The organism is Synergistaceae bacterium, from assembly GCA_017444345.1.
Classification (GTDB): domain Bacteria; phylum Synergistota; class Synergistia; order Synergistales; family Aminobacteriaceae; genus JAFUXM01.
Window position 1 is genome coordinate 1 of sequence record JAFSWW010000079.1, and the last position, 24,313, is coordinate 24,313.

The following is a 24,313-nucleotide window of genomic DNA, read 5'->3' on the forward strand; positions in this document are numbered from 1 at the left end:
ACAACATCCGGCTTCATAAAGTCCCCGGGCTGCTGCTGAGTTCCCCTGCATTAACTGTTTCATTAAAAGATTATCCCCCTTCAAGATTGCTGAAAATTTTAACACTATATAACAAAATAATAATCTATCATTAATGAACGCATTATATAATTCATGTCAAATTTTGTGCTATTCACGAGCGGTATAATATCAAGAATAAAATTTTTTATAGCGATTTATAAATGAGGCGCGAAATTTTTTACTTGTTATTATGTGAGATAAATTTTACAGCTACAGAAATATTTATGGGATTATATAATTTCTTGTCATGATATAGAGATAATGCGGCAACTTTTACAGCTTATAATATCGTGATGACGCGGCAAAAATTTTCATGAGAAAACGCGATTTTACAGCTACATTTACAGCTACAATAATTTGACTTAATCACAGTAATAGCAATTATTTACAGAGCTGTTTTTCTTGTTATGTGATTTTATTTTGCACAAAAATTTTTGAATTATGATTCAAGATAATTTATCAAGACAGCGACATGATTAACTCAACGCGATTTACAAAATAAAAAAATGGATCTTCTCACTGACTATCTAACTAAGAAAGCCGGGAGAAAATCCGCCGCATTAATTAATCACTGCAAAATGCTTCTTGATTCCTGACTATGAGACGGCACAAAATAACTCCTACAATCATAATTATCAAGCTGTCAATGCCCTTATATATGCCTCGTGATAAATTTGTCTTGTATATAACAATTCCGGCATAAACTAAGAATCTGCTCAATAATAAATACGTACAGCACAATAACGAAATATTGAAATCTCTACGCGAAATTTTTTCATACATGCACAGAATCACAGCAAAAGCTGCCGGATAAATCAATACCAAGTAATCCGTACCATTTTTATACATCCACATAGTTGAAGCAATACACGCCGGAATATATGCCGCAAAAGTCATTAATTTTTCAGAGCGTAAATTATTCTTGAGATATTTATATAAAACCAGCATGAATATTATAGCAATTGACATATTTAAGGCCAGCACAATATTTTTATTGACCCCGTTTTCTCCGACAAATCTTAAAAAATGTAAGAGTCCTAAATAATTAAATCCTATATCATCTGCTCCGGAATTAAAACAATCTGATAAAAGCTGTATCATAGAAATATTATTTATATTCGCAGCTGCAAACCACGCGGCCAAGTCAATTATTGCTGCTGTTATTATAGATTTTATCCCGTCCTTGCCCATAAATAATAACATAATACAAAATATTCCCGTAATCTGAGGCTTACACATGCAGGCACTTATAATAATTCCTGCAATATAGGGATTTTTCTTGAGAATCAAAAGCGCGTCTATCATCAATAAACAAATAATGCCCCCTTCATTGCCCCACCATAATGAATACATGAAACTGAAATGTGCCGCAGGAAGCATGAATAATATAAAAATTTTCGAGAACTCAAAATCTTTCTTGAGTAATTCATATAATAAATACATCGTGAAAATATATGCAGCTATGTGAAACAATGTATTTAATATCTGCGCTTGATTTAACGGCAAGAACCCCGCATAAAATATTTGTCCGATAATTAATGCCCATGGAACTGTAGGAAATGTTATTAATTTGCCCTCGTATTTGTTAGGTGCTATAGCGTGAGCACGAACAACCCAATGACCGTTTAAATCTATGTAACTGAGTCCTAAATATCCGTTATTCATGTAATAACACATGCCGACATAAATAATAATTAATGCCGCTATACATGACAACATAAACACAAACATAAATTTTGCCTTGGATCTCAAATTCTACACTCCCTATAAATTAAATTATTAAGTATTTTGTTATTATATAATATTTCTGTATTTCTCGATTTCTAATTCCGTCATTAATGCCATGCTAAAATTTTTATAATGCAATAAAATATATACAAACTTTTATAATAATTTCACGAAGGAGAGCAGGTAAAATATAACGATGCAGAGCAAATTTAGTTTTCTTGATAACTGCAAATTCCCGGAACTTGAGCATTATTGCAAGAAGGCCGAAAAATGTTTAGAACTTGACAGCAATATATCATTAATTTATCTCGGCAAGGTCGGCGAGACTATTATTAAGCTCCTGCATAAACACTATAATATTTCAAGCTCTATAACTCTTCAGGAATTAACACAGCGCGGAATTATCAACGAAATTATTTGCGAAAAATTAAATGCCCTGCTCGAATTCAAAGACGATTACGACTCAAAAATTACCGCTGTAAGATTAATAGATACTGCCTGCGAAGTTTGCAAATGGTATATTGACTCGTTCGGTGAAAGCAAATTCAATTTTCTTAAAGAAATTCCCGCACTCTCAAAACTTGCTGACTATGGACGCGAGGCAGAAGAAAATTTATACTCTAATACAAGATATTGCTTGCTTTGTCTGGGCGATATGGGAGAATTCATTGCGGAATTAATGAGCAAAAACGGTAATATTTCTACTGGTAAATGGAAACAGTCCGCAAAAATTCAAGCATTATTATCACGCAACATCATAGACAAGGACAAATCTAATTTACTTGACAAAATCAGGGACTCGCGAAATAAGGCCGTTCACCTCAATAAAATTTATTCGCAGGACGAGGGGCAGAAACTTTTAGATTACGCTTTGACTTTGTGCGAATGGCTTTATATTGATTCAATATCTCCGAACGATATAATTTCAGGGAAGATTACGGAGATCGGCGAAGAGTATTTATCTGTCTCAATCGGAAATATTCCCGGACTCGTAACTCGTAATGAAATCCCCTTAGATGACGACAAAATTTTAAGCGATATTTATCACGAGGGCGAAATAAAAAAATTTAGAGTTGTTGATATATCAGACACAAAAATAATTCTCTCACTGATTAATATTAATACTCAGGAACAAGGGCAGAAATCCGCAAATAATTCAACAGGCTGGCACGATAAAAATTTTCTGACTCTCTGCAAAACTGCTAATCACTCTCAAATTAAATCAGCTCTCAAACAAGGCGCAAATCCTAACGCGGCCAAGAAAAATAAATTTTCTGCTTTAATGATGGCTGCTCAATTTAATAGAGATCCTGAAGTAATTAACGTATTAATAGACTCCGGCGCAGATGTCAACGCAGTAAATAATCACGGCCAGACAGCTTTATTATTTGCCGCACAATATAACTTCCCGCAGATAATCAAGACTCTTTGCGACAGGGGAGCGGACATTACAGTAATTGACAGGTTCGGGAAGAGTGCTTTCTCTTATGCTAATTCACGCAGGAAAAATAAACTCGATAATAATATATTGATTTTACTTCAGCCTAAGAATAAGAAAGATAATGATAAAATTGTAAGTAATAAAATTTTGGAATCCGATAATGATAATTATAATAATGATAATAAGGAAAAGAGGCCCAATAATTTGGAATTTCTCGAATTATGCAAGACAGGTACAGCACAGGAAATTAACGACGCTATAAAAGCCGGTGCAGATGTCAACGCTAAAGACGATAATAATAACACTGCTTTAATGCTGGCTGCTGAGTCTAATAATGACCCTGAAGCAATTAATGTATTAATAGACTCCGGCGCAAATATCGACTCTGTTAATTCTCAAGTTAGGACAGCTTTAATTCTCGCTGTAATGAGCAATAAACTAGACAATATAAAAATTTTATGCTCAAGAAATGCCGACACGAAAATTTTAGATATTTATCACAAGAGCGCGCTAAAATATGCACTCGGCGAAATTAATGATACTGAAATATTAAAACTTTTAGCAGGAAATAGAATTCCCGATCCTGAATTTCTCGAACTCTGCAAACACGGTACAGCGCAGGAAATCAATAACGCCATTAACGACGGTGCTAATATATATGCGAGCGACGAGAATAATAATACACCCTTAATAATTGCCGCAGAATTTAACACGCCTGACTCAATAAAGACTCTCATAAATGCCGGAGCTATGATAACTCATCACAATAAAGGAAAATATAACGCACTCATGAAAGCCGCAGAATTTAATAATTTAGACGCTGTAAAAATGTTAATTCAGGACAATATAAACGAGTCAAATATATACGGTGATACGGCATTGATCTTAGCAGCCGGCAAAAATTCCCCTGAAGTAGTGATTTATTTAATCAAAGCGGGCTCAAATATTGACGCTCAAAACGATAATTTATGCAAGGCTGTTGATATGGCAATAAATAATCCGAGAATGAAGGACTCAAAAATTTTAGATTATTTGCTTACTCGTGAATTAATGAAAGCAGGCAATCAAGACATTGAATCCGTAAAAAAATATATCGAGTCAGGGGCAAATATTAACGCTCAAGATGAGAAGGGCAACACGCCTTTAATGTTTGCTGCAATGAGAAGACAGAAAGAATTATTTAATTTTTTGCGCGAGTCCGGTGCTGATATGAATATAAAGAATAATGCGGGCTTTGATGCTCATGATTTTGCGAGAAAATTTTTAGGTGAGTAAATAAATCATATTTGAGAGATTGACAATAAATTTATTATGCGTTATTTTTCCTTGAGTCTTGAAATATATAATAATAATGAATGGAAGGAAAAATTAATTTGCCTATCACAGATTTACTTGAGAGAAATTCAAAACTTTACGGCAATGAGGTCGCCCTAGTCGAGATTAACCCCGAACAAACTGAGCCGGTACGCTTAACATGGAAAGAATACGAGTTAATTCAGCCGACATCGTTAAAACCCTATAGACGCGAAATAACTTGGTCAGTTTTTGACGAGAAAGCAAACCGGGTAGCTAACATGCTTCTATCACGCGGCATAAAAAAGGGTCAAAAAGTTGCTATATTATTAATGAACTGTCTTGAGTGGCTGCCGATTTATTTCGGGATTCTCAAGACAGGAGCTATAGCAGTCCCCCTTAATTTCCGTTATTCTTCTGAAGAAATAGAATACTGCGTGAATCTTGCTGACGTTGATATTTTATTTTTTGGGCCGGAGTTCATTGGCAGAGTCGAAAATACAGTATTGGCACTCGGTCAAGATTGTTTGTTATTCTTTGTCGGTACAAATTGCCCGTCATTTGCAGAGAGCTATAACGAGTCCGTAAATAATTGCTCGTCGGTTGCTCCTAAAATTTTAATAGAAGACTCGGACGAAGCAGCGATTTATTTTTCATCAGGCACGACGGGATTTCCTAAGGCGATTTTACACAATCACACGGCTTTATTGCAGTCTGCACGAATGGAAGCTATACATCATGAGACTACTCACGACGACGTATTTTTATGCATTCCGCCTTTATATCACACGGGCGCAAAAATGCACTGGTTCGGATCGCTTTATACAGGGAGCCGGGCTGTCTTGCTGAAAGGAACTTCACCGAAAACTATTTTAGATGTCGTATCGCTTGAACAATGTACAATTGTGTGGCTGTTAGTTCCGTGGTGTCAGGATATTTTGACGGCACTAGACTCAGGTGAATTAAAACTTGAGGGCCGGAATTTCTCACAATGGCGGTTAATGCATATAGGTGCGCAGCCTGTTCCGCCTTCACTAATAAATCACTGGCTCGAATACTTCCCTAAACACAAATATGATACTAATTACGGACTTTCTGAATCAACCGGGCCGGGCTGTGTTCACTTAGGGCTTGAGAATATAAACAAAGTCGGAGCGATCGGAGTCGCTGGCTACGGCTGGGAGTTAAAAATTGTTGACGATAAAGACAAGCCAGTTAAACAGGGTGAGACCGGCGAATTATGCGTAAAGGGTCCCGGCGTAATGCTTTGTTATTATCATAATCCTGAAGCTACGGCAGAAACTATTAAAGACGGCTGGCTGTTTACGGGAGATATGGCAATGATGGATAAAGACGGCTTTGTTTGGCTCGTTGACAGAAAGAAGGACGTTATTATAACCGGCGGCGAAAATATTTATCCTGTTCAGGTCGAAAATTTTATTATTACTCATCCTAAAGTCCACGATGTTGCAGTAATAGGACTCCCTGAAAAGAGACTTGGAGAAATTGCTGCGGCCATAATTCAAGTTAAAAAGGGTATGGAATGCACAGAAGAAGAAATTAATAAATTCTGTCTTGGCCTGCCTAGATATAAGAGACCCCGAAAAATTATATTTGCTGATGTTCCTAGAAATCCCACGGGCAAAATCGAGAAGCCCAAATTACGCGAGATATACGGACAAGGGACGGCATTTTTTGAGGCTCAAGAATAAATAAAAAATGTACCCGACTTTATTTAATATAGGCACGTTCAGAATTGACACATACAGCGTAGTATGGTTTATTGCGCTGTCAATTGCTATATTATGGGCGTTGAAGAGATTAAAACTTTATGAGCTCGACGAGGACGAATCCCGCAAAATTATGGCCGTTGCGTTTTTATGTATGTTAGTGGGTGCTCGTGCTCCTGAATATATAAGAAATTGGCGGGTTTATTATAATCACCCGTCTTTATTGCTTGACTTGAATCGCGGCGGAGTTGAAGAATTCGGGGCAATTTTAGGGGCATTCTCCGGGGCGTTATTTATGAGTCTATTCAGTAAAAAAATTTCGTTCGGCAAATTATGTGAAGTCGCTGCAATTCCTGCATTAATGGCTATAGTAATAGGCCGCTGGGGATGTTTTCTCAATGGCTGCTGCAAAGGGATCGAGTCAAAATTTTTTACAACTGTACATTTTTTGAATGACCCACCGGGAATTACTCGGCACCCAGTGCAAATATATTACTCAATTTTTGCGGCGTGTTCAGTTATATTATTATTAATCATTGAGCGCAGAATTTTATCAAGACAGAAAATAAAATTTTATCCTGTTATAGCCCCGCTTGCATTAATTCTTTTCTCGATTATGAGATATATTATTGCTCCAGTCAGAGAATATGCGACACTTTATAAATTAATCAATAATTACTGGGTCTATAAGGGAATTACAATATTTTTGCCGATTGAGATTTTATTTCTAGCATGGAGTCTCTATAAAATGACGAGACGCAAATAAATTAACTGCCCTGTATGAGATATGAGAGAGAAAAAATTATTTCTTATGCAGGGCCGTTATTGATAAAATGTGCGAATTAAGTTATTGCCCGCGCAAAGTTCGTCCCGCCCACCCGCCCGCCCTAGATAATTTATCCCCCGCGCAACGGAAAAAATTTTAGTCTAAATAAGTCAATTTGCGAAATACATTATCGGTAAAATAAGCCATGAACTTACGAGCCGGCGACATTAAAATATGCGATATTAAATTTCAGGAGGTTATTATAATGCGAAGTAAAAAATTTTTAGCGTTTATCACGACGCTTGCATTAATCTTAGTAACGGCGGGGGGTTCATTTGCTGCTCTATCACTGTCAAATTTTCCGGCGGGTTCAAGCTCAAATAATAATCCCATAGTTCCCATAGTAAAGCGGGCTTCTTTGGCAGTTGTAAATATTGACGTTGAGAAAGTTACGACTCGGCGTTCCAGTAGATCTCCGTTCCCGTTTGATTTTGATGATGACCCTATTTTTAAACACTTTTTCGGGGATAATTTCCGCGAATATAATCGTTCAGTTCCTATGAAGGGGCGCGGCTCCGGCTTTATAGTCTCAAAAGAGGGCTTAATAATCACAAATAATCACGTCGTCGATAAAGTTGATAAAATTACGGTGTCAGTGCTTTTATCAGACGGCAGCAAGAAAACTTATGAGGCCGAACTCAAAGGCAGCGATCCTACTTACGATTTAGCAGTAATCAAGATTGAACCTGACGCAGCATTACCGGTGTTGGAACTGGGAGACTCTGACGCTTTAGAAGTCGGCGAATGGGTTATCGCAATAGGGAATCCCTACGGCTTTGAACATACTGTAACGGCCGGCATAATCTCGGCAAAAAATAGAAGCGTTCACGGCGGAGAAGTAAATTTTGATGATTTCTTACAGACTGACGCGGCAATTAATCCCGGAAATTCAGGCGGCCCATTATTAAACATGGATGGCAAAGTAATCGGAATTAATGCGGCAATTGCTCCATTTGCTCAGGGGTTAGGATTTGCGATTCCTGTTAATCGTGCAAAAGAAATCATGGGCGATTTAATTTCAGTAGGACATGCAAGACGGGGCTGGCTCGGTGTAGGAATCGGCAACGTAACGCCTCAAATGGCAAAAATTTACGGCACAGGCACAACTGAAGGCGCAATGATTAATGACGTGTTCAAAGGCGACCCGGCGGACAAAGCAGGAATCAAGCGCGGTGATATAGTAATCGAGATTAACGGCGATAAGATAAAGGACGCTCAAGCACTCACTAATAAAATAAGATCTCTTACGCCCGGATCTACTGCAAAAATTGTTGTAATCAGACGGGGCAAAAAATTAACTTTCAACGTGAAACTTGACGAACGCGACAGAGACCCGGACTCAAGAAATAGACGCGATGACGACAAAGATAAAGACTCAACACGTAAAGATTCGGACTCAAGCGGCGTATTAAAAGATTTCGGAATTAATAAAATCACTAAACTTGATAATAATAATAGAAGACGTTACGGATTTGACTCAGAGGCTCAGGGAGTAATAATTTCAGAAGTAGGCAGAAATTCACCGGCCTATAATGTGGGAATTCGTGAGGGCGATTTATTGCTTGAAGTCAACGGCCGCGAAGTAGATGACATTGACGATGTATCAAAGGCAGTCAGCAAAGATAACACACTTGTATTGCTGATCGAACGCGACAAGAATACATTTTTTATTCAGATCGAGAAAGATAAATCAAGCAAATAACAATTAACAAAGCACTCCGGCAGAGTCGTAAACGTGAAAATTTGCGGCTCTGCTATTTTTTTGCGCTATTGAGCCTCGACTCCGTGTAATTTTTTGCCGGTCTCAAAATCGTATAAGCTCTCAAAGTTGCATTTAATCATATCTCTAACATCTTCGCGCGTGTAGAATGCCGTGTGAGGTGTTAATATAACATTCGGATAAGATCTAAGCATTGCTAATTTATGATTAATCATGACTTCACCCATTAAATTATAATAATACAGCCCGTTTTCGAATTCTAACACGTCAAGAGCTGCCCCGCCGAGTTTTCCGGACTCTATTCCCTGAATAAGTGCATCAGAATCTATTAATTTGCCCCGCGCCGTGTTAATTATATAAGCGTCGTCCTTCATTTTCGCGATACTTTCTTTATTTATAATGTGATAATTCTGCTCGTTAGCATTCATGTGAAGTGAAATAATATCAGATTCCGCTAAAATCTCATCGAGACTGACATATTTTGCGATTTCCTTTGCGCGCTCGTTCTGGTAAACGTCATAAGCTAATAATTTACAGCCGAATCCCGTCAAATGCTCTAAAACTGTCGTACCGATCCGCCCGGTTCCCATTATGCCCACTGTGCATTGCGAGAAGTCCCGCCCGATTTTATTTTTTAGCGAATAATCCTGTAATTCAGCGCGTTTAATTATATGTCCGAATCTCCGAACACTGGCAAGCATTAACATAATTGCGTAATCAGCGACTCCGGTCGGAGTGTATGAAACTGTATCGACTTTCAGGCCAAGTTCACGAGCCCGCTTTAAATCAACGTGATCATAACCGATTGAGCGGCATAATATATATTTAACGCCGAGATTATAAAAATTTTCGAGAGTCTTTGCTGACATGTCGCAGGGAGTGCAGCTCACAGCCTCACAGCCTGAAGCAAGGTTAAAATTTTCAGGGCCGGGATAATTGACTGAATAAACATAATCAACGCCGTATTTATTTTTCATTTCGCAGCAAAATTCGAGTTCGTCATATTCGCGCAACGCGTAAAAACAAATTTTCATGAAATATTCCCCCTTTTTATAGCAAAATATAAATATTTTCGGTCATTATAGCATTTAACAGGATATAAATTTTTACGCGTCAATATAATATTTTTTCAAGCGAGTTATTTATCTATATAATAAATTCCTGAAAATATCAAGCTCATAAAAAATATATTTTTCCTGCTTTTAAATCTTTGTGCTATTATACGCAGAATATAATCATAATCAGGGGGTAATAGAATTTGTCGTCAGTTGCAGTAGTAGGTTCATTAAATATAGATCTAGTTATGCGGGCTCCACATTGTCCTAAAAGGGGCGAGACTTTAATCGGGGGACCGTTCGGAATGGCAGGAGGCGGCAAGGGATCAAATCAAGCTCTAGCAGCTGCAAGACTCAACGCTCAATCTTACATGATAGGCTGTGTAGGTAATGACGAATTTGGCAAGAAATTACGCGCTGTCTTAACAGAAAACGGGGTAGACTGTTCGCAGCTTCAGACGAGAAGAGAATCAGCAACGGGAACAGCTGTTATAACACTAACACATGACGGAGAAAGCTCTATAATTATTTCACAGGGTGCGAATTCATTATTAGATAAGCAGGCAATATTTGACGCAAAAGAAATTTTCTCACGATCTGACTGCGCATTATTCCAAATGGAAAGCCCGGCAGATACAGTAACAACAGGGTTAAAACTCGCAAGACAAACAGGATGTCAAACTTTTTTATCAGCTGAACCGCCTTTCTCGCTACCCGGTGAGTCATGGGCAAATATTGATTATATGATTTTGAATGAACGTGCATTGAGTTTTTACGCAGGGAGAAAAGGTGAAAAATTAAATATTGTAGACATGGCTAGAGAGATTCTAAAACGAGGCTTGCATAATTTAGTAGTTACTCAGAGTTCCAAAGGCGGAATGATTTTCACTCAAGACGGAGAATATTTCTCATTTGACGCGTTCAATATTCGTTCAGTGGATCATACGGGAGCTAGGGACGCATTTTGTGCGGGGTTATGCGTGGGCTTGTGTGAAGGAATGCCTATAAAAGCTGCTGCACGTTTTGCATCTGCCTGCGGGGCTCTTGCTTGTACTAAAATCGGGGCGCATCCGTCTTTACCATGGCGGCACCAAGTCGGGGCATTACTCGGTGAAGCGTCCGGCGATGATTACGAGCTATAATAAATAATATTCTTTTACTTTTAGGAGGTAAAAATTTTCTATCATGGAAGGCTACACTTATTTGCTGAGTCTTTGCGTGATTCTAATGTCAACAAAGATTTTCAGCATATTATCCCGCCGTGCCCAGCTCCCTCAAGTTGTCGGCGCATTAATGGCAGGATTATTTTTTGGGCCTGCAGTACTGGGAGCGATAACTAATAACTTTTTCGGCGTTGAATTTTGTTTACAGCCCACTCAATTATTAGCACGTTTAGCAGAGTTAGGCGTAATTGTAATCATGTTCACGGCCGGAATGGAAACGAATTTAGACGAGCTTAAGGCATCAGGGGCTCCCGGATTTGTTGTTGCGTTATCGGGAGTTATTCTGCCTTTAGGAATGGGCGCGGGCCTTATGTATTTATTTGACGATAGGACATCATTTGAGTCAGCAATTTTTATCGGAGCAGTATTAACAGCAACTTCAGTGTCTATCACAGTCGAGACTCTAAAGGAACTCGGCAAAATGTCTACAAAAGTAGGCAACACTATTTTAGCGGCGGCATTAATAGACGATATTTTAGGCTTGATATGCTTGACGATTATAACGGGCATGGGCGGCGAAGAAGAGACAGATTTAATTATGTTATCTATAAAGATTGTCGGATTCTTTGTTTTCGTGGGAATTGCCGGACTTCTTTATAATATCTATATGAAATGGTCTGACAGGGTTCAGGCAGAAAGAAATTTGCGGCGTTATCCTGTTTTAGGCTTTGCGTTCTGCTTATTTATGGCGTGGGCGGCTGAAACAATTTTCGGAGTTGCTGACATAATAGGCGCGTTTGCTGCGGGAATGATTATAGCGTTATCTCCTAAGGGTCAATATGTCGCGAGCAAGTTCGATACAGTTTCATATTTGTTATTGACTCCGATATTTTTTGCGAATATAGGGCTTGAGGTTGTACTGCCTAGTATGTCATTTGAATTAGTAGCCTTCACAGCAGCATTAATAGCCGTTGCAATTATATCAAAGTTAGGCGGCTGCGGACTGGGTGCGATGATGTGTAAATTTGACAAGAGACAAAGCTATCAGATTGGGCTCGGTATGGTATGCAGGGGCGAGGTTTCATTAATAGTCATGAAAAAGGGAATGTCTATGCACTTCATAGCAGAGGAGTATTTAGGGCCGATTATCATAATGATTATAGTCTGCACAATTTTGACACCGATATTATTAAAGTGGGCATTTGCAGGCCAGAGGGATGCAGTTGGCGATACAGTATTTGAAGATGCATTTATGACGATGGATCAGGCTGACGAAATCACGGACGATTTATTTGAGAGAAGATTACGATTAAGCAGCAGGACTCACGAATAAAATTTTTTGCATGCCGCCGTCTCCCGCCCGCCCACCCCGACGGCGGCTTTGATTCACCCACGCTATTTATTTCACTATTTCACAGTAAACGGAATCTCAGGCAAGTTCAATTTTTCGCCCGGCTTAAATCTTCCCGTCTCCGTCAAGTTCCCGCGCAATTTTTCGGGAATATCCGGCAAATCTCCCACTGAATAAGCCCCTATTATCGCATTCGTAGCAAGTGCTCCCCCTGTTTTTAGAGTCATTGTCTCTGCTTGAATCATGTCGGCTTTAATTTGATTCCATAAAGTGTCCTTGCTGCCTCCTTCGGTGATTATTACGCGGTTAACTGGAGTCCCCGACTCTCTGCACCTGTCTGCAATTTCGCCGTATTCGCCCGCTATTGCCTCAAGAACTGCACGCCATAAAGTAAATTGATTCGTGTTCATGTTCATATTTATAAAGCAGCCGTGTACATTTCTGAAGCCATCCGGGCCGCCTGTGAGCCATGGAAGGAATCGCAAGCCGTTACAGCCCGCCGGAATCTCTCTCGCGCCTTCAGTCAAAAATTTATAGTAATCATCATTTCCGGGCTGATTGCAAATATTATCCCTGAACCACCGCAAAGCAAGCCCGCCAGTTCTCACGAATCCCCAGTAAAAATAAGTATTTGGAAGAGTCCCCGAATTAAATATTAAGGCATTACCTTTTTTGCTGAGGCCGGGTATAATTCCATTTGTCGAAATACAAAACATTGAACACGTCCCGGCAACGTCAACAGCATGACCGGGCTCAAAGACTCCGCAAGCTAGTAAAGACTGCATTGTGTCGCCTGCTCCTGCGCAAATTGGTATTCCTTCGGGGAGTCCGGTAAAATTTGCCGCTTCTCGTGATAAATTGCCTATAATGTCATATGGCTTCTTGATTGAAGGCATTAAATTTTTATTTATCCCTAAAATTTTTAATTGCTCGTCCGACCATTTTTTATTAATCACGTCATAGCCCAGTCCCCAGCCTGACATTGCGCCCCAGTCTATGAATGCCGAGTCAGCTTTCAAGCCGGCAAGGTGCATTAAAATATACGGTGCATTGTGTACAAATTTTTTTATGCGGCCTGATTCGGGGGAATTCTTTAACAGCCAGCGCGCAAATAACGCCGGAAATAAGCATAAAGGCTCAGGATTTCCTGTTTCACGCGCCCATATGTCGAGATTCAACGAACTTAAATAATCAGCGTCTGATTGAGTCCTCGAGTCTAAATAATTTATATATGGAGTAATAGCGGCTCCGTTTTCGTCAACGCCAGCAATTCCGCAAATTATCCCGTCGCCCATGATTGCACGAATCGAATCGAGTGAAATATTTTTCTCGCGTAAAATCTCAACACATTTTTTTATGCCTTTTAACGCGAGCGAGTAATATTCTTTAACGTCCATTTCTACCCAGCCGCTATCAGGATAATATAAAGTCGTAGGATTTACGTCTACTGCGATTTGATTCCCGTTCTCGTCATAGATTGCAGCTTTCACACTCTGAGTCCCTGCGTCAAAACAAATATAGTGATTCAAGTTTATTAGCACCTCCTGAAAAATATTATAGCGCAAAAAAAACCCTCCCCGCTCACTCTCGAACAGGAAGGGACAAAAATTTTGTATTAGTTTAGAGTGTTAGTGTAATTACTGCTTTCTGCGTAAAGCGAATAATCCGCCGAGTAAAGCAAGTGTGATTGCGCCAAATCCTGCTGAACAACCGCCGCCGCCGCCTCCTGATACAGGAATAATAGGAGTTACATCACTGATTGCGACTTCTGCAACGAGTGCAGGATATAAAACTTGTGTTGCTGCTGTAACTATGCCGTCATTGTCAATCGTGAAAGCGATATAGCCTTCTGTGTATGTTCCGGCCTTGACGTGTGCGGGAGTAATATCAACGACACTGCCGCTGCTTGTTACTGTGAAGACCTTTACACCGAGTGCCGCGCCTTTGGACATTTCGTTTTCAGTGTAGAAATCAAATTCTGCCTCGTCATAAAGATCAACGCTTGCAGATTTAATATCTTTGCTGTCAAATCTTACTGCAAATACATAGCTGCCCGGCTGAACTGATAATTGAGGAGCTGCTGTGATAGAAACGAGCTTAAATGTTGTAAATGAATTCATATAAGCAGTATCATCGGTGTCATATTCCCAGCCTGATTTTGCGACTTCATCATTAGCAACTCTCGTGTATGTTTTGCCGGTGGCTGAATTCAAAGCTGTAATTACATCAGCAGGGACATAATTTGAGAATGTAGTTGTTGATACAGCTACTTCATTTGTGTAAACTTCTTCTTGGACTGACTGCTGTGTTGTCTGAGCTGATAAAGCCGTGTCAGAAGTTACTTGTGTTGTGGGTACTGAGATGACGGGGTCATATTTTTCGCCTGCTGCCATGTAAACAACCGCTGTCAATACGCCTGCTTCAGCTCCGTTTGTATTAGCCTCGCCGGGGATTACTTCAGCGACTGCGCCGGTACTGTCAAGAAATACTGCATCGCCGCCTGTTGCCGGTGCCGCTGCATTGACGGATCTTGAGCTGTTTGCACTGCGCGGGAACATGTTTAATTGCGGTCTCTTGCCGTATAATTCTTTCGCAAATTTCGGTAAGTTGACGGGCTGAAGTCCGGACTCTTTTACTCCCATACCGCGAGGAAGCGAGCCGACTGCTGTCTGGTTTGCTGTTGCGGAGTTGTTCGCGAGTCTTGCTGCTGCCTGCTGCATTGCTTCAGTGTTGGACTTATAAGCCTCTGTTGTGTCAACTTCAATATTTGCCGCGCTCTTGACTTCTGCTGTTGTGCCAGTTATGCCGAGTGCCGATAAAATATTTGCGACAGTATTTGTGATAACTTGCTGAATTGCTGCTGCTATGGGCTGTACAACTTGTGCCGCTGTAACAACATTAGCAATTACAGGATTAAGAACGATAACAGTAACTGCCGGCTGTACAATAATAACTGTTTCTTCTGTCGGAGTTCCTGAGCCGCCACCTGCATCGGGTACGGGTTCGGGTGTTACGGGGGTGGGGGTAACGTGGCCGCCGTCTGAATCACTTGCAAGTGCTGCACCTGCTAAAGTAAGTGCTAACACTGCGACTAACAATAACGCTAAAACTTTTTTCATAATAAGTAAAGCACTCCTTCCGGAATAATTAATAATAAAAATTTTTTTAACAATACGCAGAATCACACTAAACAATTGATATTTTACATTGCGATAAATTTTTGTCAATTCGCTATAATATAATTTTTTCACATTGAGTCGCGCAAAATATTCGGCAAATTATTATCATCTTGAAGACTCTTGATTAATTCAGCTCGGCGGGGGTCTTTCTCGTCATATAAATCAATTAATCTGCATTTAGTTAATACTGCACGGTTTGAGTCAGGATAATTTTTTAAGCACAATTCTAACATTTCGCAGGCTTCTTTACGGCGTTCTTCAGGAAATGAATTCAAATATAAATCAGCTAATTCCCAATAAGCCGACTCGCCCTCTTCAGTTCCTTTGCAGGTGTCAATAATTTCGCGCAAAATTGCCTCCCGTTCAACCGGGTCGCCGTCCTTGCCCAGTCTGTTATATTCGACTCTGAGTGAATTTGCCTCACGTTCGAGTCCCGTTATATCATGATTATTATTATCAGCAAATAAATTCACAGGAAATAATAATAATAGTATTAATGAAGGAATTATAAAAAATTTTCTCATGCGTCCGGCCTTCCCATTGAGACATATTCAAAGCCTCGTCTTCTCATCTCGTCGAGTGAGTATAAATTCCTGCCGTCAATTATTAATTTTCGCGACATTAAATTTTCCATGCGTTTAAAATCGGGCTGCTTGTAAATATCCCATTCCGTAATAATTGCTAGTGCGTCGGCGTTATTAACTGCGTCGTACATATCATTAACGTAAACGAGTCCTCTGTGTTCGCCTAAAACCTGCCGAGTTTCGTCAATTGCCCGGGGGTCGCTTGCTTGAATATGTGCGCCGGCCTCAAGTAATGAACGTATCAGAATTTGCGCGGGTGCTTCTCTAGTGTCTGAAGTCTTAGGCTTGAAGGCGAGTCCCCATATTGCGATAACTTTTCCGGTTAAATTCTCGAACTTGGCCGCAATTTTCGTAAATAGTGATTGTTTTGCGCGCTCGTTCACGTCGTCTATAGCTGTCAAAATTTGAGGCTCGTAACCTGCTGCCCGTGCAAAATCCCGCAATGCCCTGACATCCTTAGGGAAGCAAGATCCCCCGTAACCGCAGCCGGCATTAAGAAATTTTTTGCCGATCCTTGCGTCAAGACCGATCCCCCGCCTTACGTTTTCGACATCTGCACCGACATGCTCACAGATTCCGGCCATCTCGTTCATGAAAGAAATTCTACACGCGAGCATTGAATTAGCGGCATATTTTGACATTTCGGCGGATTTAGTATCCATGAATAATAATTTGCCGGGCTCTAAGAATGAATAAAGGCTCTCAAAAATTGAACGCGATTCAGGATCATTTATTCCGATTATTACTCTGTCAGGCTCAAGAAAATCAGTGAGTGATGAGCCTTCCCGCAAAAATTCAGGATTTGAGGCCATGAATAATTTATGATTCGCATTTCGTGAGCTTAATTCAGCCTGTATAATATCTTGAACGCGTTTATTCGTGCCTACGGGAACAGTAGATTTTACGATTACCAGCAAATTTTTTACCATTGCCGAGCCTATATCATGGGCAGCACTGTCTATATATTGCATGTTCGCGCTTCCGTCGGGTGCTTGAGGAGTTCCCACGCAGATAAAACACGCCTCAGAATCTTTTAATGCCTCAGAAGTCGAATCAGTAAAATTTAACCGGCCTTCACGCATGTTTCTTGTCATCATTTCTTCGAGTCCGGGCTCATAGAATGGGACAACGCCGTTTTTTAGAGTCTCGACTCGCTGCTTATTCACGTCAACACAAGTAACATTATTTCCGTAGCGCGCGAAACATGTCCCAGTAACAAGTCCGACATATCCCGTGCCTATAACTGTAAGATTCATATTAAATAAATCACTCCTGAAAAAATTTTTATGAGAATGATTATACACTTTTACGCACAAAAAAAAGCCCGCCATGACAGCGAGCTTGAAAAAATTTCTTGAATTAACCCTTAACGGGATCTCCTGTAAGTTCTGCGGGTTCTCCTTATTGTGCGTCTAGTTCGTTTTGTAACTTTTTTGCGGCGTATGATAGTTTTTTTGCGAGTCCTTGTAATTGTGCGTACACGACTCGTGCGAGTCCCTCTGTAACGTCGGACTGTGCGGGCTTCAGCTCCCATTGACATAGACGACAATACGACTAAGAGCGAAAGAATTACGGCAAGCAAACGTTTTGAAATTTTGCGGATGTCCATAATTTTGTACCTCCTGTAGATAGAAATTTTTTGCAGATAATTATCAAATTTTATTCTTAATTTGTTAATGGTAATTTTGCGGAAGATTATTTTATGCTTTAATAACAAAAAAACAGACTCCGATTTAACACGGAATCTGCTTTGATAAAAATTTTATTAATTAATTATCATATGGCGACTGGGTGAACGTAATTTTTGCTACATAATCGCCTGCTGTTATTATTATGTTACCGACACGCGCCCTGCCTGTATTATTGTCTGTTACTCTATAACTGAAATCTGCTCCGTCTTTGCCGGTTTGTCCGCCGGATGTGTCTACAACTGAGAGCCAGCTTCTTGAGTCCGAGTCAACTTCAGCCTTCCAATCTGTCTCGGCTAATATTCTCGCAGTGTACATTTTTGCAGCTCTGCCGCCTGTAGTCGTAACATTTCCTACACCTAACAGAGGAGGCAGAGTAAATTTCAATTCTTGGACTGATCCGTTATGAGTAACTTCAGCGTTGTATGATTTTATGCTTTGAGCCGGCATATCATGAGCCCAGCAGAAACCGAGAACAGCTAAATTCTGCCCGTAGAATTTGACTTCATTACGTTTTGAGTTAGGCACGCTCCAAATTGATTCGGTCTCAAAACTTACACTTCTTCTAAAAGCTGATGACATAGTCCACTCTTCTTTTGATTTATCGAATTCAGGCCATGTACATTTTAGATTCCACTGGGCTACTCTTCTGCCATTTTCGTAACGAATATCGGGCACGATTTCATAATCATTTACGCCCCATGCCTTAGTAGTCATATGGCTGATACCCCAGTTAAAACTTGCTCCGAGCTTCCCAGTTATATTTAAGCCCGGTACAGGTGCATTTTTACCGACTTCAACACCTACAGTAACGCCGCCGCCTATACTCCATTCTTTAGTGTCAGTTACTCTAGTTTCTTTGTTAGCTGTCTTGTTAGGCAAATGCTTTTCTAGGCTTACTTCTGACAATGACGGCCATACTCTTGTAGATAATCCCCTGTTGCCTCCGAAAATTAAATCATAGTGATAACTGAGTCCGGGGTCTCCGCCTTCTAATTCGTCGCGTGTTTTATCGCCTTTAGGTGCGCAGATTTCGAGATTTATGGGCTTAGTTGAGGAATCAGTCTTTATAATGTAATAATCCATATCATTCTGGAAGCTGTGAAGATTAATTACACGGAAAAGGGCATTAGTTTCGTGCTTCACATAAATGGGAGTGCCGTCGGTTTTATTTCTGCTGCCATCGACTGACCAATATTTTAAGAGACGTTCATAGCTGCTGAATCCGTTTCTCCTGATAAATTCCTTGAATGAACTATTATTTGCATTAATTCCAAATTCGCGGTAATAATTGCAGAACTCGCTATTAATCGGGTCATACCATTTTGTAGTTACACCTGAGGCGAATCCCTCAATTTCGTCTTCACGTCTTTGATTCTCTGCTGAAATTTTAGCCTTTATTTGAGCTACATCCGCTATGAATTCTTCTTTGAGTTTTTCAGCGTCTTGATCAAGTTCTGCAGCCCATTCAAATAAATTTATAACGTAATTCTCGAAATATTCTACAGCAAGTTCATCAAAAATTTTCGTGAATTCCTGAATTTCCGAGTCAGTAAGGTCAAATAAATTCAATACAGCTAGTGCATAATCCTTATCGCTCGCGTAATCTATACGTCTGATAATTATATCGCCTGATACAAATTCTTCATTAAGTCCGTAGAGTTCTTCAAGATTTGATTTATGATCTCCGGCATAAATGAAAGTATTTGATCCTCCATCGTCTGTAATCTGCCTCCATCCCAGTGCTACAAACTCATAGTGTGAATTAGGAAGCGGAGTCCCGTCAAATGAAACAGGCCGGCCGAGATTCAGCGCAAAAAAATCTTCCATAGCTTTCAAGTCCGCAGAGTCGGGATATATAGCCGCAATTACAACCCCCGTATCATAATATGCTGTCTTTATTTGATCCCGTGTTGTCTCAGAAATATTATTAATAAGCTCGCTTGCATCTGCTATGAAAATAATATCGCCGTTGTTGAGACTCTCAATATTGAAATTGTCATAGCTCATTATAAGACTATCAATATATGAGTATAAATTACTTCCTGAGATTTCTTGTGTACGTTCTGAACTCATAGAGCCTAACATGACAGCCTTATTTGTGAACGAGTAATTATTTTCTTCATTGCCTCCGCCATTATCGCCGCCGTTATTGCCTGTATCAGTTATTACACTTCCGCCGCTTCCACCGCAGCCGCCGCTGAATATTGCGAAAGAAATCATCACAGCCATCAGCAAAAATAAAACACGAGAGCTAAATTTTTTTGTCATAATTCATAACCTCCTAATATTTTATTGCGCATCGGGCGACTGTGTGAATTTAATTTTTGCTACATATTTGCCTGAAGTAACAGTTATAGTTCCAACACGGGGCTGGCCTGTATTATTTTCTGTTACTGTGTAGCTGAAATCTGTGCCCTCTTTGCCCGTCTCTCTGCCTGATTTATGTACAACTTCGAGCCAGTCAGAGTCAGATTTTGCCTCCCAGTCATTTTCGCACAATACTTTTGCGGTGTACATTCTCGCGGTTTTGTTGCCTGTAGTGGTCGCGCTGCCTATTCCTAACAGAGGGGGCGGATCAAATCTTAATTCTTTAGTTGTGCCTCTGTGAGGGACTTCGGCATTATATGACTTTATACTTTGAGCGGGCATATCGTGAGCCCAGCAGAACCCGAGAGTGAATAAACTTTGTCCGTATAATTTAGTCTGCGCACGTTTTTCTGCGGGTATGCTCCAAATTGATTCAGTCTCAAAGCTGAGATTTTCCTTAAAAGCATTAGAAATTCTTTCCCAAGAGTCGCTTGATTTCGAGTATTCGGGCCATGTGCATATAGCGTCCCATTGAACAACTTGGAGTCCGTTCTCATAATGATAATTAGGTATTATTTCATAATCATTGACTCCCCATGTCTTAGTGGTGCTGTGTCTAATTCCCCAGTTAAAGCTGGCTTCTAAATTTCCTTGACCCATTCCCGTTGTTTGGCCGCCATTCTTATTTGCGCCGCCTCCGCCTCCTACACTTACACCGCCGCCGAGATTCCAGCCGCTTGTATCAGTTACTTGTGTCTCTTTATTGGCTGTTCTGTTCGGGAGATATTTTTCCAGAGTCGCTTCGGGAATTGATGTCCATACTCTTGCGGATAGTCCCCTGTTGCCGCCGAAAATTAAATCATAATGATAGCTTAGTCCGGGATCGCCGCCCTCTAATTCGTCGCGTGTTTTGTCGCCTTTAGGTGCGCAAATTTCGAGATTTACCGGCCTTGTCATTGTATTAGTCGTTACAATGTAATAATCTTTCTTGTTATCGAAATAATGAAGGCTTGTGATGCGGTAATCTGCATCTGTCTCGTGCCTTACATAAATGGGTTTGCCGTCGGTTTTGTTTCTGCTGCCATCGACTGACCAGTATTTTAACAGGCGTTCATAGCTGCTGAATCCGTTTCTCCTGATAAATTCTTTGAACGAACTATTATTTGCATTAATTCCAAATTCCCGGTAATAGTCGCAGAATTCCCTGTGAATAGGATCGCACAAATTTGTAGATAAACCTGCAGCAAGAGTCATGATTTCTTTTTTCGGGTCATTGTCTGCCGCAATTTGAGCTTTGAGTTTAGCTACATCTGCTGTGAAATCTTCTTTTATGTCGATTGCCTTCTGATCAAGTTCAGCCGCCCACGTGAAGAGATTTATAATATAAGTCTCTAAAGTGTCCGCAGCAAGTTCAGCAAAAATTTTTGTGAATTCTTGAATCTCCGCATCAGTCATGTCAAAATTTTTCAAGATTGCCAGCGCGTAGTCCTCATAGCTTGAGTAATCTTTACGCCTTATTATTAAATCGCCTGATACAAACTCATCGCCGAGTCCGTAGAGTTCGTCAAGATTTTCTCTGTGATCTACAGCGTAAACAAAAGTATTCGAGCCTCCCTCGTCCGTGATTTGCCGCCATCCCAGTGCTATAAACTCATAATGTGAATTAGGAAGCGGAGTCCCATCAAACGAAACAGGCCGGCCAAGATTGAGAGTAAAGAAATCTTCCATAGCTTTCAAGTCTTCAGAGTCAGGATACACAGCCGCAATAATAACACCTGAATCATAATATGCTGAAATTATTTTATTCTGGGTTGACGAGTCAATATTATTAAATAATGCGCTCGCGTCTGCTATGAAAAGAATATCGCCGTCATTAAGACTCTCAATATCAAAATTATCACGGCTTGTGATAAGCTCATCAATGTAGGAGTATAAATTACTTTCTGCAACTTCCTGTAAACGTTCTGAAGTCATAGCACCTAACAAGACAGCTTTATTTGTGAAAGAAAAATTATCTTCATTGCTGCCGTTATTATCATCATTGCTATTGCCGTTATCAGTTATTATACTGCCGCCGCTGCCTCCACATCCGCCGCTGATTACTGCAAAAGAAATCATTAATGCGAATAAGAGAAATAAAATACTTAGCTTAAATCGTGGGGGGGGGGGGAATAAATTTTTGTGTCATAATTTTTTGATAACCTCCAAAATATTAATATTATATTAACAAAATTTTTTATCGCGCATAATTTTAGACAAGGGCATTTATTTTTTCAAGATTACACGTAAATAATTCTGTGTAAAAATGTAAAAATTTCTGTTCAGCCCGGCCGGAAAATTACCCGATAAAAATTTTTCATGACAGCAAAAAATTTATCTCTATAACTAGTTACTATAACTTGAATTAAATCACATTCTTATAGCTGTAAATGCAGCTGTAAAACTATTATATTTTCTCGTTCGTGAATAGCTCATGAATATTATATAACGCATAAAATTTTTATGTGAATCACCGGAAAAAATACGCGTAAAAAATTTTTCATGATAACAAAAAATTTATCTCTATAACTCTTTAATATAACTTGAATTAAATCACATTTTTGTATTAGTAAATGTATTAGTAAAATTTTATCTTTTGCCACGTGAAATTAAGATTTTTGCGCGGGGATTTATATATTCTAAGAGTGAAAAATTTGAGCTTTATGAGTCCTTGTTTGTGAAAGTATTATATATTATTTGCGATAAATTTTTATGTGAATCTCTGCTAAAATTAGCACACTTGCAAAAAATTCATACACTGCTAAAATATTTTTACCCTGCCCGGATGGCGGAATTGGTAGACGCGCTAGATTCAGGTTCTAGTGATTGCAAAGTCGTGGAGGTTCGAGTCCTCTTTCGGGCATCATATCAGCAAAATATAATTTATTTATCATGATTGCGCAATTTTACGGAGATGTATTTTATAGTCATGTCGCTTGACTTGATTATTTCTCTTTGCTAATATTCAGCATTGCACTAGAAAAATTTTTTTTAGGAAATAAACAGACTGTCAGGGGAGGTTTAAAATTTGCCTGAGTTTGTTCCAATCAGCAAGACACGAGAGAGATATACTTTCGGACGCGCTCATGATGTAATAGAAATGCCTGATATGATAGAAGTGCAGCGAGACTCTTATCAATGGTTTTATCAGGACAACGAAGACCCGGACTTGAGAGCTAGTCAAGGACTTCAAGAGCTTTTAAGGGAAGTATTCCCAATTAAGAGTTATGACGGAAATTACGCCCTCGAGTTTGTGCGTTACACAATCGACAAAGCGAAAATAACAGAGGAAGAAGCAAGGCAGAAGGATATGACGTGGGCAAGGCCTATAAAGGCTACTATAAGGCTCACAAATATGACGACAATGGTCAGCAAGGAAGACAAAGAAATTTTTTTAGGCGACTTCCCCATAATGACCGAACGAGGAACATTTATAATTAACGGCACTGAACGAGTAGTAATTAATCAGCTTGCACGCTCGGCGGGAATATATTTCACTCATGCGGGCGACTCTTGTTCAGCAAAATTAATTCCGGATCGGGGAGCATGGCTCGATTTTGCTATGGGCCCTAATGAAATGGTATCAGCTAATATTGATAATAGACGAAGATTAAATATTAACTTGCTACTAAAGGCACTAGGCGCACAGAATAACGAAGAGATTATAAATTTATTTGATATTCAGCCGGTTTTCATGGAATACAGCGAGGAAATGCGCGGAAAAATTGCAGCCGAGAATGTTTTTGACTTGGATGGGCGTTTGCTCGTTGCTAAGTGCAGGCCGGTAACTCGTGAAGCTCTTGACATTCTTTATAACACAGATCCTAATAAACAGGGCGGCATAAATGTTTATGACATGGATAATTCTTTTGCTTTATCATTCGAGAAGGACACAACAAAGAGTCCAGATGAGGCCAAGCTAGAAATTTTTAGAAAGTTACGCCCTAATGAACCGGCAAGAGTAGAGAACGCAAGACAATATTTTGATGATATGCTGCAAGATCCTAGACGCTACACACTGGGCAGAGTCGGACGCTATAAATTAAACCGCCGTCTTAATATGTCCATATCTGAAGAAGATAAATTATTGACTCTTAATGACGTTGTAGCAATCATTAAAGAAATGTTCGCAATGAAAATTGATGA

Annotated in this window: 16 protein-coding genes and 1 tRNA gene; 8 read left to right on the top strand and 9 right to left on the bottom strand. The window is 39.8% G+C overall.

Features of this window, described 5'->3' with window-relative positions:
• Positions 1 to 624: 624 nt before the first annotated feature.
• Complete coding sequence (locus IJS99_05245; protein MBQ7561220.1) at positions 625 to 1,812, bottom strand: DUF2029 domain-containing protein; 1,188 nt, start codon at positions 1,810 to 1,812, stop codon at positions 625 to 627.
• A gap of 172 nt (positions 1,813 to 1,984) precedes the next feature.
• Between IJS99_05245 and IJS99_05250 the strand changes: the two genes are divergently transcribed.
• The 4 genes from IJS99_05250 (at position 1,985) to IJS99_05265 (ending at position 8,780) form a co-directional block, all read left to right on the top strand.
• Positions 1,985 to 4,504 (top strand): ankyrin repeat domain-containing protein, encoded by a 2,520-nt coding sequence (locus IJS99_05250; protein ID MBQ7561221.1) that lies wholly within the window; start codon positions 1,985 to 1,987, stop codon positions 4,502 to 4,504.
• A gap of 98 nt (positions 4,505 to 4,602) precedes the next feature.
• Positions 4,603 to 6,234 (top strand): AMP-binding protein, encoded by a 1,632-nt coding sequence (locus IJS99_05255; protein ID MBQ7561222.1) that lies wholly within the window; start codon positions 4,603 to 4,605, stop codon positions 6,232 to 6,234.
• A 7-nt stretch (positions 6,235 to 6,241) separates the two neighbouring features.
• Positions 6,242 to 7,018, top strand: coding sequence for a prolipoprotein diacylglyceryl transferase (locus tag IJS99_05260; GenBank protein MBQ7561223.1), 777 nt, complete (start codon positions 6,242 to 6,244; stop codon positions 7,016 to 7,018).
• A 265-nt stretch (positions 7,019 to 7,283) separates the two neighbouring features.
• Positions 7,284 to 8,780, top strand: coding sequence for a Do family serine endopeptidase (locus tag IJS99_05265; protein ID MBQ7561224.1), 1,497 nt, complete (start codon positions 7,284 to 7,286; stop codon positions 8,778 to 8,780).
• 65 nt (positions 8,781 to 8,845) lie between these two features.
• Here the strand turns inward: IJS99_05265 and IJS99_05270 are convergent, their stop codons facing one another.
• Positions 8,846 to 9,832 (bottom strand): D-lactate dehydrogenase VanH-A, encoded by a 987-nt coding sequence (locus tag IJS99_05270; GenBank protein MBQ7561225.1) that lies wholly within the window; start codon positions 9,830 to 9,832, stop codon positions 8,846 to 8,848.
• A gap of 224 nt (positions 9,833 to 10,056) precedes the next feature.
• Here IJS99_05270 and IJS99_05275 point away from each other — a divergent pair, with 224 nt between their 5' ends.
• Both IJS99_05275 and IJS99_05280 read left to right on the top strand, forming a co-directional pair.
• Positions 10,057 to 10,995, top strand: coding sequence for a ribokinase (locus IJS99_05275; GenBank protein MBQ7561226.1), 939 nt, complete (start codon positions 10,057 to 10,059; stop codon positions 10,993 to 10,995).
• A gap of 43 nt (positions 10,996 to 11,038) precedes the next feature.
• On the top strand, positions 11,039 to 12,349 hold the full coding sequence (locus IJS99_05280; protein ID MBQ7561227.1) for a cation:proton antiporter: 1,311 nt from the start codon (positions 11,039 to 11,041) through the stop codon (positions 12,347 to 12,349).
• A 74-nt stretch (positions 12,350 to 12,423) separates the two neighbouring features.
• Here IJS99_05280 and IJS99_05285 read toward each other — a convergent pair whose 3' ends face one another.
• From IJS99_05285 to IJS99_05315, 7 genes are all read right to left on the bottom strand, one after another.
• Entirely contained in the window at positions 12,424 to 13,896 is a 1,473-nt protein-coding gene (locus IJS99_05285) for a carbohydrate kinase (protein MBQ7561228.1), read from the bottom strand.
• 108 nt (positions 13,897 to 14,004) lie between these two features.
• On the bottom strand, positions 14,005 to 15,486 hold the full coding sequence (locus IJS99_05290; GenBank protein MBQ7561229.1) for a hypothetical protein: 1,482 nt from the start codon (positions 15,484 to 15,486) through the stop codon (positions 14,005 to 14,007).
• 128 nt (positions 15,487 to 15,614) lie between these two features.
• Positions 15,615 to 16,070 carry a hypothetical protein gene (locus tag IJS99_05295; protein ID MBQ7561230.1) on the bottom strand — a complete coding sequence of 152 codons (456 nt, stop codon included), beginning with the start codon at positions 16,068 to 16,070 and terminating at the stop codon, positions 15,615 to 15,617.
• Complete coding sequence (locus IJS99_05300) at positions 16,067 to 17,386, bottom strand: UDP-glucose/GDP-mannose dehydrogenase family protein (protein ID MBQ7561231.1); 1,320 nt, start codon at positions 17,384 to 17,386, stop codon at positions 16,067 to 16,069. Before IJS99_05300 ends, IJS99_05295 begins: the two co-directional genes overlap by 4 nt.
• 110 nt (positions 17,387 to 17,496) lie before the next feature.
• On the bottom strand, positions 17,497 to 17,739 hold the full coding sequence (locus tag IJS99_05305; protein ID MBQ7561232.1) for a hypothetical protein: 243 nt from the start codon (positions 17,737 to 17,739) through the stop codon (positions 17,497 to 17,499).
• 160 nt (positions 17,740 to 17,899) lie between these two features.
• On the bottom strand, positions 17,900 to 20,089 hold the full coding sequence (locus tag IJS99_05310) for a BACON domain-containing protein (GenBank protein MBQ7561233.1): 2,190 nt from the start codon (positions 20,087 to 20,089) through the stop codon (positions 17,900 to 17,902).
• Positions 20,090 to 20,110: 21 nt separating this feature from the next.
• Positions 20,111 to 22,246 (bottom strand): BACON domain-containing protein, encoded by a 2,136-nt coding sequence (locus IJS99_05315; protein ID MBQ7561234.1) that lies wholly within the window; start codon positions 22,244 to 22,246, stop codon positions 20,111 to 20,113.
• Between the two features lie 700 nt (positions 22,247 to 22,946).
• Here IJS99_05315 and IJS99_05320 point away from each other — a divergent pair.
• A tRNA-Leu gene (locus IJS99_05320) sits at positions 22,947 to 23,030 on the top strand.
• Positions 23,031 to 23,195: 165 nt separating this feature from the next.
• Positions 23,196 to 24,313 (top strand): DNA-directed RNA polymerase subunit beta (locus tag IJS99_05325; GenBank protein MBQ7561235.1); only part of this gene is annotated, 1,118 nt, incomplete at its 3' end.

Coding starts and splice junctions, on each gene's coding strand:
- IJS99_05295 (MBQ7561230.1), bottom strand. CDS start 16,070: ATGAGAAAATTTTTTATAATTCCTTCATTAATACTATTATTATTATTT.
- IJS99_05265 (MBQ7561224.1), top strand. CDS start 7,284: ATGCGAAGTAAAAAATTTTTAGCGTTTATCACGACGCTTGCATTAATC.
- IJS99_05280 (MBQ7561227.1), top strand. CDS start 11,039: ATGGAAGGCTACACTTATTTGCTGAGTCTTTGCGTGATTCTAATGTCA.
- IJS99_05250 (MBQ7561221.1), top strand. CDS start 1,985: ATGCAGAGCAAATTTAGTTTTCTTGATAACTGCAAATTCCCGGAACTT.
- IJS99_05305 (MBQ7561232.1), bottom strand. CDS start 17,739: ATGGACATCCGCAAAATTTCAAAACGTTTGCTTGCCGTAATTCTTTCG.
- IJS99_05310 (MBQ7561233.1), bottom strand. CDS start 20,089: ATGACAAAAAAATTTAGCTCTCGTGTTTTATTTTTGCTGATGGCTGTG.
- IJS99_05300 (MBQ7561231.1), bottom strand. CDS start 17,386: ATGAATCTTACAGTTATAGGCACGGGATATGTCGGACTTGTTACTGGG.
- IJS99_05260 (MBQ7561223.1), top strand. CDS start 6,242: ATGTACCCGACTTTATTTAATATAGGCACGTTCAGAATTGACACATAC.
- IJS99_05290 (MBQ7561229.1), bottom strand. CDS start 15,486: ATGAAAAAAGTTTTAGCGTTATTGTTAGTCGCAGTGTTAGCACTTACT.
- IJS99_05315 (MBQ7561234.1), bottom strand. CDS start 22,246: ATGATTTCTTTTGCAGTAATCAGCGGCGGATGTGGAGGCAGCGGCGGC.
- IJS99_05270 (MBQ7561225.1), bottom strand. CDS start 9,832: ATGAAAATTTGTTTTTACGCGTTGCGCGAATATGACGAACTCGAATTT.